We start from the raw sequence: 15,889 nt of genomic DNA, 5'->3' as shown, positions 1-15,889 counted from the left end.
GCAAAAGGTTGCTTTTTCTTGTATTTTTAAAACGGGAAAAGAAGGAAATACTAGACATAACGCAGAAATAGAGGATAACTCCAAAGCTTGTCTATTTTGCATACATACGGAGTAGATTCAGATTGGTCTCTGGATCTTTTGATTTCTGTACATGTTTATCAACACATATTTTCAAATTTAAACCATGCCTTAGGAGGATTTTATGGAGACAAGGGTACAAATGGAACTTGGCGGTAAGCCGTTCATTCTTGAAACAGGCCGACTAGCCAAACAAGCCAATGCAGCAGTAACTGTTCGTTATGGCGATACGGTTGTGCTTAGCACAGTAACGGCTTCCAGCGGACCGAAAGATTTAGATTTCTTTCCGTTAACAGTGAACTACGAAGAAAGATTATACGCGGTTGGTAAAATTCCTGGTGGATTTATTAAGCGTGAAGGACGTCCAAGTGAGAAAGCTATTCTTGCAAGTCGTTTGACAGATCGTCCAATTCGTCCTCTTTTCCCAGAAGGTTTTCGTAATGATATTCAAATCGTGTCTATCGTGATGAGCGTTGATCAAGAATGTCCGCCAGAGATGGCAGCTATGATCGGTACATCCGCAGCACTTGCGATTTCCGATGTTCCTTTTAACGGACCTGTTGGAGGCGTAATTGTTGGTCGTGTTGATGGGCAATTCGTAATTAATCCTACGGGCGAAGTAGCAGAGAAGAGTGATCTTCACCTAACTGTCGCTGGTACCAAAGATGCGATTATGATGGTTGAAGCAGGCGCGAAAGAAGTTTCAGAAGAAGTTGTGCTTGAAGCGATTATGTTCGGTCATGACGAAATCCGTAAGATTGTTGCAACGATTGAAGATTTGGTTGAGCAAGTTGGTAAACCAAAAATGGAAGTTAAACTCCATGCAGTCGATGCGGAAGTGAATAGCGCGGTGCGTGAATTTGCTCAAGCGAGATTAGTCGATGCGATCAAAATTGCTGAAAAGCATGCTAGACAAGAAGCTATCGATGTTGTCAATGCAGACGCAGTTGCACATTTCACTGAGTTGTATGTAGAAACACCAGGTCTATTGGGTGACGTAAAAGAAACGCTTTATGATATCGTGAAAGAGGAAGTTCGTCGCTTAATCACGCATGATAAAGTAAGACCGGATGGACGTAAACCTGAAGAAATTCGTCCAATTGAGTGCGATGTAAACCTATTGCCGCGTACACACGGTTCTGGATTATTCACACGTGGACAAACTCAAGCACTTAGTATTTGTACATTAGGTGCATTAGGTGATGTTCAAATTTTGGATGGTTTAGATTTGACTGAAACGAAACGTTTCATGCATCACTACAACTTCCCACCGTTCAGCGTTGGGGAAGCTAGACCTTTGCGTCCTCCAGGCCGTCGTGAAATTGGACATGGTGCCTTAGGTGAGCGAGCTATTGAGCCAATCATCCCGAACGAAGTAGAGTTCCCTTACACAATTCGTCTCGTATCAGAAGTGTTGGAATCGAATGGTTCAACTTCTCAAGCGAGTATTTGTGCAAGTGTACTTGCCCTTATGGATGCTGGTGTTCCAATTAAAGCTCCGGTTGCAGGTATCGCAATGGGTCTTATCAAAGACGGCGATCATTTCTCCATTTTGTCCGATATTCAAGGGATGGAAGATCACTTAGGCGATATGGACTTTAAAGTTGCTGGTACAGCAGAAGGTATCACAGCACTACAAATGGATATCAAAATTGATGGCATCGACCGCAACATCTTGCAACAATCGTTGCAACAAGCTAAAGAAGGCCGTTTGCACATTTTGGGTAAAATGGTATCCCGTATCTCTACACCAAACAAATCGCTATCTCAATATGCGCCTAAAATCCTTACTATGAACATTAACCCGGACAAAATCCGTGATGTTATTGGAGCTGGCGGTAAAATCATCAACAAAATTATTGAGGAAACTGGCGTCAAAATCGACATTGAGCAAGACGGCCGCGTATTCATCGCATCGTCCAATCAAGAAATGAACGAGAAAGCTCGTTCCATTATTGAAGGTATTGTTCGTGAAGTTATCGTCGGTGAAACTTACCTAGGTACTGTGAAACGCGTAGAGAAATTCGGCGCATTCGTAGAGATTCTACCTGGTAAAGAAGGTCTTGTACACATTTCACAAATTTCGACTGAGCGTGTTGCGAAAGTTGAAGATGTTGTGAATGTCGGCGATCAAATTACTGTTAAAGTGACAGAAATTGATCAACAAGGAAGAGTTAATCTTTCGCGCAAAGCAACGTTAACTTCACAGGTCTCTGCACAAAGCTAGAGATTCGTCTTCCGTGAGGACGTTTCATTCATAAGTTCAGGATAAAGAGTCAGATCTATCTGTCTCTTTTTTGCTTTTCATTGATACGAGGACAGGCACGGGTTCTACTCTTGTCCCCATCTTCATACAATCAGGAGATGAAGAAAGGGGACCTGTGTATGCTCCACAAAAAATGGCTATGGCTTGGGAGTTTTTTTGCTATGGTTCTGATAAGTGTGAATTCGATCCCAGGTGTTGGAACCTATATAGCAAGTGTAAAAGAGAATCAAACACGTTTGATTAGTGAAGGCAAAGTGGCAACAGTGGAAGTACGTCCAGTTGTTGCATCAGTTAATAAATCTACCTTATTAGAAACGATAAGCAAAGAAGCAGAGAACCGCAAAATTGCTCCAATAAATGCAAAAGTAGATTCGGTATGGAAAGCGATCCCTGGTTATAATGGACTTGAAGTGGATATCGAGGAGACTCTGAAGTTAGCAGAGCATCAATTGACTCCAAATCAAATTAATTATGTGATGAAGGAAGTAGAGCCAAGTATTCAATTAGATGATCTTGCGCCTAATCCTGTGTATAAAGGGAATCCTAAGAAACCAATGGTTTCATTTATGATTAATGTCGCTTGGGGGAATGAGTTTCTGCCAAGCATGTTAGATTCGCTGCGCAAAGAAAATGTTCATGCGACGTTCTTCTTTGATGGCTCTTGGTTAAAGAAGAATACAGAGATGGCGAAACGCATTCAGAGTGAAGGCCACGAGATATCAAACCATGCATACTCGCATAAGGACATGCGTACGATTTCGCGGAGCAAAGCAGTAGAAGAAATTTCAAAAACAGAAGATCTATTGAAGCAGCTCGGTGTTAAAAATACCTTATTTGCTCCACCTTCAGGTTATTTCAATCAAGAAACTGTTCAGGTAGCTTCTGAATTCAAGCTACAGACGGTGCTGTGGACTTTTGATACGATTGATTGGAAGAACCCAGGAGCTTCACGTATCCTCGAACGGTTATCGACCAATGTTGAACCCGGCACTCTCATTCTGATGCATCCTACAGTATCGTCGCGGGATGCGTTGCCAGGTATGATTAGCCTGATAAAGAAAAAAGGCCTAGCTGTTGGCACGGTTTCTGATTTGCTTTCCTCAAAAAGGATTACAGGACAAGGACAAATCATGAAATAGTCAGGTTTACCTGACGCTAATTTGAGTATAAGGTACATTTTTGTTAGACTGAGGAAGTATAATAGGAGAATTGGACTTTTAGGTGTACCATTTCGAGGAGGAACCTTGGTGATCAAATATCGCTTACATAATGGCTTAAGAGTCGTCATGGAACAAATCCCCACATTTCGGTCAGTCACTTTCGGAATATGGGTGAAAACAGGCTCGCGTAACGAGTCGCAGACGAATAATGGTATTTCACATTTTATCGAGCATATGTTGTTCAAAGGCACGGAGCGTCACTCGGCGAAAGATATCGCAGAGATTTTTGATGGTATTGGCGGAAATGTAAATGCGTTCACGTCCAAAGAGTATACCTGCTACTATGCTAAAGTATTGGATGAACATTTGCCTTTAGCGATGGATGTACTGTCGGATATGTTTTTCAATTCAACCTTTGATGAAGGTGAGTTAGAGAAAGAGAAGAACGTGATTTATGAAGAAATTTCCATGTACGAAGATACGCCGGATGATCTCGTTCATGACTTGTTAGCAAAGGCTTCCTATGGTACTCATGCATTGGGCTATACAATTCTGGGAACACAAGATAATTTGTCTCAAATGAAGTCAGACGATCTTCGTTCCTATCTCAAACAAAATTACAATACAGAGAACACTGTGTTAAGTATCGCTGGGAATATTGATGACAGTGTGAAGGACTTAATTGAAAAGCATTTCGGCGGGTTCTCACAATCAGGTGTTGAAACAAGTTATGACGCACCAGATTTCCTTAGCGAATTGATTTTCCATGCGAAGAAAACGGAACAAAATCATATTTGTTTGTCGTTGCCTGGCTTGTCGCTTCAAGAGGATAATTTGTATCCAATGGTCTTATTGAATAATGCCATTGGTGGCGGTATGAGCTCCAGATTGTTTCAAGAAATTCGGGAGAAACGTGGCTTAGCGTACTCCGTATATTCGTATCATTCTTCTCATATCGATAGTGGGATGTTTACGATTTATACAGGGACAGCGCCTAAACAGACAGAAGAAGTACTGAAAGTAACCATGGAACTGCTCCATGATATTGCTGTGAATGGCATGACTGATTCTGAATTGAAGAAGGGGAAAGAGCAGTTGAAAGGCAGCCTCATTCTTAGTTTGGAGAGCACGAGCAGCCGGATGAACCGTTTTGGTAAAAATGAATTGATGACAGGTAAGCACTACAGTTTAGATGAAATGATCCAGCGCATTGAAAGTGTGAATATGGACCATATTCGTCAATTGACGAAAACGTTGTTCTCCAGACCATTTGCATTGTCGATGGTTGGGAATGCGGATGATGTCATCAGCGGCTTCAGGAGGGATCAGCTTGTCTCTCTATGATTTTGAAGTGCAAGTGAAACGCATCGAAGGTCAAGAGGGTATTCTCTTACCTCAAAAAATGTCCGAAGCGGCAAGCGGGTATGATTTGCACGCGGCGGTAAAAGAACCAGTTGTGCTTGCACCTGGTGAGCGTCAATTGATTCCGACTGGCTTCGCTCTCAGCATGCCGTCTGAGCTTGAAGCTCAGATTCGCCCGAGAAGCGGGTTAGCGTATAAACATGGTATCACAACGCTCAATTCGCCGGGTACCATTGATGCTGACTATCGCGGTGAAGTAAAGGTATTACTGATTAATCATGGTCAGGAGCCATTTGTCATTCATCGCAATGAACGCATCGCTCAAATGGTATTCCAACGTGTGCCCCAAATTCAATTGAACGAAGTTAGCGAGTTGTCTGAAACAGTGCGTGGCTCTGGAGGCTTCGGCCATACAGGGCGTTAAGACAGTTACAAAAATAGCATGAATAAGAAAGAACCTCTTCTTGGGAAGGGGTTCTTTCTTGTTTTCAGAGGACATAAAGACGGAAGTCACCCATCCTTAGGCGAACGCATACTATAACGTATCGAAACGGACCGAGGAAGGGGTGTAAGCAAGAATGCTTACTGGGATTTCGGTTGCTATCATGGGGGGAGACGCCCGGCAACTTGAAGTAATTCAGAAATTTACTGAGCTAGACGCTACCGTTATTTTACTCGGATTTGACAATCTCGGGAGGCAATTTCACGGCGTTACGAATGTGAAATTAGATCCGGAATTGTTTGGGCATGTGGATGCACTTATTTTGCCAGTTGTAGGTACGGATGAGACAGGACAAGTGGAATCTATTTTCTCCAGCGAGGAAATGATTCTGACGGATGAGCATATTTCTGCTTTGCCTAAGCATGCCAAGGTGTATACAGGTATGGCTAAAAGCTATTTGAAGAAGCTCGTTTCGGCACATGGCATTGAACTTGTAGAACTTTTAGATCGTGATGATATTGCCATTTATAACTCGATTCCAACTGCAGAGGGTGCGCTGATGATGGCCATCCAGAACACCGATATTACAATTCATGGATCCATGTGTATGGTTTTAGGTTTTGGTCGAACAGGGTTTACAATGGCCAAAACATTGCAAGGATTAGGGGCAACCGTCAAGGTTGGCGTCAGGAAGCCTGAGCACTTTGCAAGGGCGTGGGAGATGGGTTTTCAGCCTTTTTATACGAAGGATCTGTACCCGGAAGTGGGGAATATTGACTTGCTTTTTAACACAATTCCGACTATGATAGTCACAGCGCAAGTTATTACCAATATCCCACATCGCGCGCTTATTATCGATTTAGCTTCAAGGCCTGGCGGAACGGATTTTCGTTTTGCCGAGAAGAGAGGTATTAAAGCGATGCTAGCGCCCGGTTTACCTGGAATCGTCGCCCCCAAAACAGCTGGCCGAATTATGGCTAACACGTTAAGTCAGCTGATCGAGGAAGACTTTAAAGACAGGAGCGATGTGGAATGAATTGGCAAGGGAAAACAGTCGGTTATGCATTAACCGGTTCTCACTGTACACTTGAAGAGGTTATGCCTCAAATTAAGAGATTTGTAGATGCGGGTGCTCGGGTTATTCCGATCGTTTCGAATACGGTTATGACGACCGACACACGTTTTGGCAAGTCAGCCGATTGGCAGCAAATGCTAAAGGATATTACAGGGCAAGAAATCATATCTACCATCGTAGATGCTGAACCGCTAGGTCCGTCTAAGTTACTGGATGTAATGGTGATCGCTCCTTGTACAGGAAATACCACTAGTAAACTAGCAAATGCTATGACAGAAAGTCCAGTTCTTATGGCAGCCAAAGCACAAATGAGAAACTTGAGACCGCTCGTATTAGCGATTTCAACGAATGATGGCTTGGGTTTAAATGCAATGAATATTGCGAAGCTGCTGATTACGAAAAATATTTATTTTGTACCTTATGGTCAAGATGCACCAGGAGCAAAACCAAATTCGTTGGTGGCTCGAATGGATCTGATTATGGAAGCTTGTGAAGCTGCGCTAGAAGGCAAACAATTGCAGCCGATGATTATTGAGAGATTTCAATACTAACTGATAGATGACAACTTGAAGGGGAGAGACCAGCATATGTCCAACCAGAAACTTTTCAATGTTGCAGTCGTAGGCGCTACTGGCGCTGTAGGCGAGCAAATCATCCGTCTATTAGAAGCACGGAATTTCCCCATCAAGGAATTGAAATTACTTTCCTCCGCTCGGTCTGCGGGCGTAAAGCTGTCTTTTAAAGGTCAAGAAGTTGTTGTGCAAGAAGCAACACCTGAAAGCTTTCAAGGGATTGATATTGCTCTATTCAGTGCTGGTGGCGATGTCACTAAAGCATTAGCTCCGCATGCAGTAGAAGCGGGTGCTATTTGTATTGACAATACAAGTGCGTACCGGATGGACCCAGAGACGCCACTCGTTGTTCCTGAAGTAAATGTAGATAAAATCAATGAACATAAAGGGATTATTGCGAATCCGAACTGTTCCACGATCCAAATGGTGGCAGCGTTGAAGCCGCTTTATGATCGCTATGGAATTTCGCGCATTATTGTTTCTACGTACCAAGCGGTATCTGGCGCTGGCGCAAAAGCGATTAATGAAATGCTTAGACAATCCCAAGAAGTATTGGCAGGTAATCCGGCAAATCCGGATATTTTACCTGTAGGCTCCTTGCCAGTCAAGCATCAAATTGCTTTTAATGCTATTCCGCAAATCGATAAATTTTTAGATAATGGATTTACAAATGAAGAAATGAAAATGATTCTTGAAACAAAGAAAATTATGGGCGATGAGTCTATTGAAGTGACCGCCACATGCGTGCGTATTCCTGTTGTTTACGGGCATTCGGAATCCGTTTATGTAGAATTGAAAGAAGATTTTGATGTTGAAGAAGTGAAGACACTGCTTGCAAATGCACCTGGTATTGTGCTTGTTGACAATCCGGCAGAGCAACAGTACCCGCTAGCTACAGACGCAGCAGGTAAGCTCGAAACTTTCGTAGGGCGTGTACGCCGGGATTTGAGTAACCCTAAAGCGCTTAACATGTGGATTGTTTCAGATAATTTGTTAAAAGGTGCTGCTTGGAATGCGGTACAAATTGCTGAATATATTGCTATAGAGCAATAATCAGCCTACTGCTATCTTGTAGCAGTGAAAATGGGGGAAACTCATGCGAATTCTAGTCCAAAAATTTGGAGGTACTTCGCTTTCCACCGCACAAGCTAGAGAACACGTTATTGGACATATTCAAGACGCACTAATTCAACATTATAAACTAGTTGTTGTTGTATCTGCGATGGGAAGAAAAGGGGAGCCTTATGCGACTGACACGCTTCTAGATCTTGTTCGTAAGAACGGAGAAGGACTGCCGGCGCGGGAACTCGATATGTTAATGGGCTGCGGAGAATTAATTTCTGCAGTGCTTTTGTGTAGTTTATTGAACAAAACAGGAATTCGTTCTACCGTTTTGACGGGTGGGCAAGCAGGTCTTATCACGAATGAGAACCATGGAAATGCTCAAATTATCGCGATGAAGCCCAACCGGATCCTTGAATTATTAGATCAAGACCAAGTTGTGATTGTAACTGGTTTCCAAGGTAAAACGAGTCAGGATGAGTTAACAACATTGGGCCGCGGTGGCAGTGATACATCAGCAACAGCACTTGGCGCTGCTTTAAAGGCAGAGATTGTTGATATCTTCACGGATGTTAATGGTATTTTGACAGCGGATCCAAGAATTGTTGATGATGCTAAGCCTCTACAGCGCGTAAGCTTTAGTGAGATATGCAACATGGCGCATAACGGTGCGAAAGTCATTCATCCTCGAGCAGTAGAAGTTGCTATGCAAGCGAATATCCCTATTCGTGTTAGGTCAACCTTCACTAAAGAAGAAGGAACATTAGTTACTGCAACCGATACCACAACAGCGGATAGTAACCATGTTAAAGATCGCTTTGTTACGGGGATAGCTCATTTCACGAATATTACACAGATCCAGGTTGCAGCTGTCGATGGAGAATTTGATCTTCAACTTCGTGTATTCAAAACGATGGCACAGCATCAGATTAGTGTTGATTTTATTAATGTGAACCCCTCAGGCGTTGTATATACAGTCTTCGATCACGAAGCTGAACGTGCAGTTCATTTACTTAAGACGCAAGGCTACGAGCCTAAGTTTACGAGTGGTTGTGCGAAGGTTTCCGTGATTGGTGGCGGAATGAATGGTGTACCAGGCATTATGGCGCACATTGTTGAAGCATTAACGGTGGAGGATATTCGGATTCTGCAATCTGCGGATTCGAACACAACCATCTGGGTGCTTGTTCAAGGTGTCGATATGATCAAATCGGTTCGAGCCCTTCATCGTAAATTTAATTTATTTAAATAATTTTTGAGAAAGTCAGGAGGCGTACCAGTGAGTTTTGGAAGAGTAGTCACGGCAATGGTTACACCATTTGACGAGCAATTACAGGTCAACTGGGATCAAGTAGAGCCATTAATTAATTATTTAATTGAAGAACAACATTCAGATGGTCTTGTGATCTGTGGGACGACAGGGGAGTCGCCTACCCTTTCGGAAGATGAAAAGCTGCGACTTATTGAACTATCCGTTCGTGTAGCAGCGGGACGTTGTAAAATAATTGCAGGTACTGGAAGCAATGATACAGCACACACGATCGCTTTTTCGCGCAAAGTTGAACAACTAGGCGTGGATGCGCTGCTTCTTGTTACGCCTTACTACAATCGTCCGTCACAGGAAGGGTTGTATCAGCATTTCAAAGCTGTCGCTGAAGCTGTGAAGACTCCTATTGTGCTTTACAATGTGCCTGGCCGAGCAGGTGTGAACCTGGATGCGGACACAACGATCCGACTTTCCCAAATCCCGAATATCGTGGCAACCAAAGATTGCTCGAATACGGATCAAATGACACGTATACTTACGCATGCTGCTCCTAATTTCCTCGTCTATAGCGGCGATGATAGCAACACATTGCCTGCATTGGCTATTGGTTGTGAAGGAATTATCAGCGTTGCGAGTCATGTGATTGGAAAAGAAATGCAAACTATGATAAAGTATTATCTAGAAGGCAACATCCAGCAAGCTGCAGAGCTTCATCGTAAGCTTCATCCTGTATTCACTGGTATTTTCTGTGCACCGAGTCCTGCTCCAATTAAGCATGCTCTTGCGCTCAAAGGTATTGAAACAGGTGGCGTGCGACTTCCGTTAGTTCGTGTATCCGAGCAAGAAGGACAATTCATTCAATCACTTTTTGTATGATCATGCCTAATGAATCGGTGCTTCCGGCATCGGTTTTCTTTTTTTGGGAAATCTAAACGTATTCAGTATTGACTTGTATTTGCTGTTTTTTTTCATGTATAATGGTTGCAAGTGACTAGTTCGGTTTTTTCATTTAAAATTCGTCGTCCAATCTATGAAGGAGGTATATTCTTGTCCAAAAAAAATATTGATAAACTTTTGATCTTCGCTCTTGGCGGCGTGGGCGAAATCGGAAAAAATATGTATTGCGTTCAGTATGCGAACGATATTATTGTCATTGACAGTGGTTTGAAATTTCCTGAGGAGGACATGCTCGGGATTGACATTGTCATACCAGATATCGGGTACTTAACAGAGAATCGGGATAAAGTACGCGGCATCATCATCACTCACGGCCATGAGGATCACATTGGTGGCTTACCTTACGTGCTTAAACACCTTAACGTTCCCCTCTATGCTACGAAGTTAACGATGGGACTTATCGAAGCTAAGCTGAAGGAAGCTAACTTGCTCGGAACGACAAACCGCATTCTAATCAATTCGGAATCTGTCCTTCCACTGGGCGTTCTTACGGCAACTTTCTTTAAAACCAATCATAGTATTCCGGATTCTGTGGGTGTCGCTCTTGATACGCCAGAAGGTGTTGTTGTTCATACAGGAGATTTCAAGTTTGATCAAACGCCTGTTAATGAACAATATGCAGATTTGCATCGTATGGCTGAGATCGGAAAGAAAGGCGTTCTTGCCTTGCTTTCAGACAGTACGAATGCAGAACGTCCTGGCTACACGGGCTCTGAGCGCGGCGTAGGGATTGAGATTGAAGAAGTGTTTCGTAAAGCGAAGCAAAGAGTTGTTATTGCGACTTTTGCATCCAATATTCACCGTGTTCAACAGGTGTTTGATGCAGCAGCAGCAACGAATCGCAAAGTGACAGTTATTGGTCGCAGTATGGTTAACGTTGTATCAATCGCTAGCGAGTTAGGTTATCTGCACATTCCAGATGGCATGTTGATTGAGCCAGAGGAAGTTAATAAACTTGCAGCTGACCGTGTCGTTATCCTTTCTACAGGTAGCCAAGGCGAACCGATGTCTGCTCTAACAAGAATGGCACGTTCTACCCATCGTAAAATTGATATTTTACCAGGGGATACGGTTATTATTGCGGCAACTCCGATTCCAGGAAATGAGCGTTACGTTGGCAGAACGGTCGATGAGCTTATGCGCATTGGTGCCCACGTAATTTACGGACCGGGATCCGTAACAGGTGTTCACGTTTCAGGTCACGGAAGTCAGGAAGAATTAAAGCTGATGCTGAACCTGATGAAGCCTAAATACTTTATTCCAATTCATGGCGAATATCGCATGCTGCGTCAACATGCTATCCTTGCCGAATCTGTCGGCATTCCTAAAGAAGATATTTTTATGTGCGATATTGGTGATACCGTTGAAATTCAAAATGGTGCTGCTCGCAAAGGATCCAAAGTTCAAAGCGGCAATATCCTAATTGATGGACTCGGTGTAGGGGATGTAGGCAACATTGTATTGCGTGACCGTAAATTACTGTCGCAAGATGGGATTTTAGTTGTCGTGGTTACATTAAGTAAACAAGATGGCAAAATTTTGTCTGGCCCGGATATTATTTCACGCGGATTTGTTTATGTTCGTGAATCCGAAGGACTTCTCGAAGAAGCCAATCGTATCGTAACAAATACGTTAACAAAACTTATGAATGAAAATGTAAATGAATGGGCATCTTTAAAAACAAACGTGAAAGATGTTCTCGGACGCTTTTTATATGAACAAACCAGAAGAAGACCAATGATTCTTCCTATCATTATGGAAGTTTAGGTACTCGAACAAGTCACTTGAGCCTATGCAAATAGTAAAGCTCTCTCCAATTGGAGGGAGCTTTTTCTTGTTGCCGCAATGTGAAGTATGCATGAAAGTCTACAAGTTTATTCATACTATGGGAGATCTTGAACAGCTTGTATGTGAAGCATAAATTGAAAGGGGATTATGAAGTGGCATCAGCACCGGGCTCAAAGGAACAAGAACAAGGAACAGAGGAAGCCAAGAAAAATGCCGTTCTCGAAAATATCCAACAATTAGGACAAACGAATACGGTTTCGGGTGAATCCAATATTTTTTGTCTGACGATAATCGGGCAGGTAGAAGGACATATCGTGCTACCACCTCAGAATAAAACGACCAAATATGAGCACCTAATTCCACAACTCGTAGCCGCCGAGCAAAATTCTAAAATTGAAGGTGTAATGATCATATTAAACACCGTAGGTGGCGATGTGGAAGCAGGGTTAGCTATCGCTGAAATGATCGCGACGTTATCGAAGCCAACGATTGCCTTGGTTCTGGGTGGTGGACATAGTATCGGCGTTCCGATTGCCGTCTCTGCGGACTACTCGATCATCGCAGAAACAGCGACCATGACCATTCATCCAATTCGATTGAACGGCTTGGTGATCGGTGTACCGCAAACTTTTGAATATTTAGATAAAATGCAAGAACGCGTTGTTAGATTTGTTACGAAACATTCCAATGTTACGGAAGAAAAATTTAAAGAGCTCATGTTTAAGACAGGGGAACTCACAAGAGATATCGGCACAACGGTAATTGGGATCGATGCCGTTAAGTATGGTTTAATCAATCAAGTGGGAGGTATTGGTGATGCGATAAGGGAGTTGAATAGCCGGATTGAAGCTAAGAAAGCAGCGAACTCCGGGGGACTTGTTCAATGATCCATTATTCAGTCATTCCAATGGAAGTCATATTTGATGGCTTCGATACGTATACGCCTCAATTTTTAGATATTGAGCAGGATGGCTTCATGATGCAAATTGAGCTATTAAGCGGGTATCAAGCGCGTATTGTAAGGCTATATAGCTGCAATCCACAAGACTATTTGAATGAGCAATATGCACCAGGCACTCTCATTTCTTATCGACCGCAAATTGAAGCTATTTCAAATAGGTAGGTTCTGTTCCCGTATCATCCCTCGAGTCAAATATGGTATAATGTGGACTTGGGGGTGACAATCTTGGCAAAACGCAGGAAAAAAACGAAGGCTGTTAAGACAAGCTTATTATTTGAGTTATATGGAATCCTCATCTTGATTTTCTCAGTGATTGCACTTGCACACCAAGGTCATGTGGGGAATTCTTTGATTTATTTGTTTCGTTTTTTTGTGGGGACTTGGTATTCGCTCATCCCACTCATTTTCATTTATGTGGCATTGTATGCGATGATTAAACGTGCTTGGCCGCAAATGATTACTCCCAAGAAAGCGGGCATTTTGTTATTTATTCTTGGATTATTAATCAAGAATCATATCGATTTATTCGCTCAGTTGTACCCTAACAATGATTTCACATCAGGTAAAGTCATTTCTTCGACTTGGTCGGCCATGTTAGATGGACTGCACCCAACGGAAGCAGGTAGGGCTTCATTAGAACATGGCATTGGTGGAGGAATGGTAGGCGCATTTTTATACAGTATACTGTATTTCTTGTTTGATTACCTTGGTGCCAGATTGATCCAATATATGCTTTTTGTGATGGGATTTATTCTCGCGACAGGTGTTTCTTATGTGGATTTAGGTAATATCGTGAAGGGCCGTTTTAGTAATGTTGGTCAAAATTTTAAAGACAGAATGAAAGAATGGTTGCAGGACCGAGAAGGACGTCAACCGCAAACCGCTACAGCAGGAGCACCAGCAAGTAAAGCGAAGAAACCGGCTTATGTTCCTGTCGATGATGAGTTTGACGAAGAGGTTTTCCAACCTGTGAAGAAGGCGAAAAAATCGCCATTGTTTATGGAACTCTTGCGTCCGATCAAAGAGAGCCGTAAGAAAGCAGCAGCTAGAGAACAAGATGATATTGAAGATCCATTGTCAAATTCAGTGGATGAAGTGATCGAGGAAGAAGTTGTATACTCGAACACGGTTCAACAAACAGCTGAACCGATACATAATGCTGGTGATCAACCAGGTGCTCCGATTATTCGTGATTTTCAAGAACAAGTTATTCAAGAGGCTCAGCAAGCTGTTAGACCTTCAGCAACTTCAGCTCCCTTGACACCTATCGTTCCGACTTCTTCTGCAGCGACACGTGTTGAAGGTGATGAGAATGAACCGATAACGCTGGAATTTCAAGAGGAAATCCCTGTTATTGCGTCTCGGCCATATGATATCCCGTCGCTTGACTTACTAGCTAGACCTGCTTTAGGTAAGGGAAGTGAGATGGCGGACTATAAGGCAAATGCAAGGAAACTTGAAGCCACATTAGAAAGCTTTGGCGTTCGAGCGAAGGTGCTTGAAGTAGTTAGAGGGCCTGCAGTAACCCGATATGAAATCCAACCGGATGTTGGTGTGAAGGTTAGTAGAATTGTGTCATTGACCGATGATATCGCGTTAGCACTTGCAGCCAAGGATATTCGAATGGAAGCACCCATACCAGGTAAATCTGCAATTGGTATCGAGGTGCCGAACTTAGAAGTATCCATTGTTACTATGCGTGAAGTCATGGAAACATCTGCTTTTCAAGAATCTAGCTCACGTTTATCCGTAGTGCTTGGACGAGATATCTCTGGACAACCGATCGTAGGTAATTTGGCTAGGATGCCACATTTACTCGTTGCGGGTGCTACCGGTTCTGGTAAATCTGTTTGTATCAATGGGATTATCACTAGCATTCTGTACAAAGCTAAACCCAATGAAGTGAAATTCCTCATGATCGATCCGAAGATGGTTGAGTTGAACGTATACAATGGTATTCCGCATCTACTAGCGCCTGTAGTTACGGATCCGCGGCGTGCATCCCTAGCACTCAAGAAAATCGTTGTCGAGATGGAGAAGAGGTATGAGTTATTCTCCAAAAGCGGGACACGAAATATTGAAGGTTACAATGCGATGCTTGTTGAAAGTGGAACAGCTGCTCCGTTGCCTTACTATGTCATTATTGTCGATGAGTTAGCAGATCTCATGATGGTAGCTGCCAATGATGTGGAAGATTCGATTTGTCGTCTTGCACAGATGGCTCGGGCTGCTGGGATTCATTTGATTATTGCGACACAACGTCCGTCTGTTGACGTAATTACAGGTGTTATCAAAGCGAACATTCCTTCCCGTATCGCATTCGGTGTGTCATCGCAAGTGGATTCACGGACGATTCTGGATATGGTAGGAGCAGAGAAGCTGTTAGGGCGCGGGGATATGCTTTACTTACCTGTCGGAGCTTCCAAGCCGGTTCGTATCCAAGGGGCATTCCTCTCGGATGGTGAAGTTGAACAGGTTGTTGGCTTCGTACGAACGCAAGAACAAGCCAATTATCGTGAGGAACTTGTTCCTCAAGTTGAGGAAATGCCGGAGCAACAGAATGAATTTGAGGACGAGCTCTACGATCAAGCTGTACAGATAGTGTTGGAAGCGAAGCAAGCTTCGGTTTCCTTGCTACAACGGCGCATGAGAGTCGGTTACACCCGTGCAGCAAGATTGGTTGATGCTATGGAGGCCAAAGGGGTTGTAGGGCCTTATGAAGGCAGTAAACCGCGTGAAGTACTCATCTCCCTAGAACAATATCATCATAATCGGATTAGTTCTTAATCCGTCTAAGACAAACACTCTCCAATGGAGAGTGTTTTTATTTGTATAATCATTGACTCGCTTTCTCATAATAAGCAAGAAAAGGCTGTAATTTGAAAAGTGAGGATGAGTA

General features: G+C 43.1%; 13 protein-coding genes. All 13 read left to right on the top strand.

Going from position 1 to position 15,889, the window contains the following annotated elements; translation table 11 throughout:
* Positions 1 to 202: 202 nt before the first annotated feature.
* The 13 genes from AC58QM_RS18615 (at position 203) to AC58QM_RS18555 (ending at position 15,777) form a co-directional block, all read left to right on the top strand.
* A complete protein-coding gene (locus tag AC58QM_RS18615) occupies positions 203 to 2,305 on the top strand; it encodes a polyribonucleotide nucleotidyltransferase (RefSeq protein ID WP_497286400.1) in 2,103 nt (700 codons plus the stop codon).
* A gap of 200 nt (positions 2,306 to 2,505) precedes the next feature.
* On the top strand, positions 2,506 to 3,483 hold the full coding sequence (locus AC58QM_RS18610; protein ID WP_497286399.1) for a polysaccharide deacetylase family protein: 978 nt from the start codon (positions 2,506 to 2,508) through the stop codon (positions 3,481 to 3,483).
* A 108-nt stretch (positions 3,484 to 3,591) separates the two neighbouring features.
* Positions 3,592 to 4,848 carry a M16 family metallopeptidase gene (locus tag AC58QM_RS18605; RefSeq protein WP_497286398.1) on the top strand — a complete coding sequence of 419 codons (1,257 nt, stop codon included), beginning with the start codon at positions 3,592 to 3,594 and terminating at the stop codon, positions 4,846 to 4,848.
* Complete coding sequence (gene dut / locus AC58QM_RS18600) at positions 4,835 to 5,290, top strand: dUTP diphosphatase (protein ID WP_497286397.1); 456 nt, start codon at positions 4,835 to 4,837, stop codon at positions 5,288 to 5,290. Before AC58QM_RS18605 ends, dut begins: the two co-directional genes overlap by 14 nt.
* A 154-nt stretch (positions 5,291 to 5,444) precedes the next feature.
* Complete coding sequence (gene dpsA, locus AC58QM_RS18595) at positions 5,445 to 6,344, top strand: dipicolinate synthase subunit DpsA (protein WP_497286396.1); 900 nt, start codon at positions 5,445 to 5,447, stop codon at positions 6,342 to 6,344.
* Complete coding sequence (locus tag AC58QM_RS18590) at positions 6,341 to 6,934, top strand: dipicolinate synthase subunit B (RefSeq protein WP_310500272.1); 594 nt, start codon at positions 6,341 to 6,343, stop codon at positions 6,932 to 6,934. Before dpsA ends, AC58QM_RS18590 begins: the two co-directional genes overlap by 4 nt.
* A 36-nt stretch (positions 6,935 to 6,970) precedes the next feature.
* Positions 6,971 to 8,008: an aspartate-semialdehyde dehydrogenase gene (locus AC58QM_RS18585; protein ID WP_497286395.1), complete on the top strand. Its 1,038-nt coding sequence runs from the start codon at positions 6,971 to 6,973 to the stop codon at positions 8,006 to 8,008.
* Positions 8,009 to 8,051: 43 nt separating this feature from the next.
* A complete protein-coding gene (gene dapG / locus AC58QM_RS18580; RefSeq protein ID WP_497286394.1) occupies positions 8,052 to 9,269 on the top strand; it encodes an aspartate kinase in 1,218 nt (405 codons plus the stop codon).
* 27 nt (positions 9,270 to 9,296) lie between these two features.
* Positions 9,297 to 10,160: a 4-hydroxy-tetrahydrodipicolinate synthase gene (dapA, locus tag AC58QM_RS18575; RefSeq protein WP_310500269.1), complete on the top strand. Its 864-nt coding sequence runs from the start codon at positions 9,297 to 9,299 to the stop codon at positions 10,158 to 10,160.
* Between the two features lie 171 nt (positions 10,161 to 10,331).
* A complete protein-coding gene (locus AC58QM_RS18570; RefSeq protein WP_310500268.1) occupies positions 10,332 to 12,008 on the top strand; it encodes a ribonuclease J in 1,677 nt (558 codons plus the stop codon).
* A gap of 173 nt (positions 12,009 to 12,181) precedes the next feature.
* Positions 12,182 to 12,916 (top strand): ClpP family protease, encoded by a 735-nt coding sequence (locus AC58QM_RS18565; RefSeq protein WP_497286611.1) that lies wholly within the window; start codon positions 12,182 to 12,184, stop codon positions 12,914 to 12,916.
* Positions 12,913 to 13,152 carry a YlzJ-like family protein gene (locus tag AC58QM_RS18560; protein WP_497286393.1) on the top strand — a complete coding sequence of 80 codons (240 nt, stop codon included), beginning with the start codon at positions 12,913 to 12,915 and terminating at the stop codon, positions 13,150 to 13,152. Before AC58QM_RS18565 ends, AC58QM_RS18560 begins: the two co-directional genes overlap by 4 nt.
* A gap of 63 nt (positions 13,153 to 13,215) precedes the next feature.
* Positions 13,216 to 15,777, top strand: a complete 2,562-nt coding sequence (locus AC58QM_RS18555; protein WP_497286392.1) for a DNA translocase FtsK — start codon at positions 13,216 to 13,218, stop codon at positions 15,775 to 15,777.
* The last annotated feature ends 112 nt before the right edge of the window (positions 15,778 to 15,889 follow it).

It is taken from the genome of Paenibacillus sp. J22P165 (assembly GCF_059692015.1).
Note: the sequence above shows the minus strand (reverse complement) of the source record. Positions and strands in the feature narration are given on the sequence as shown.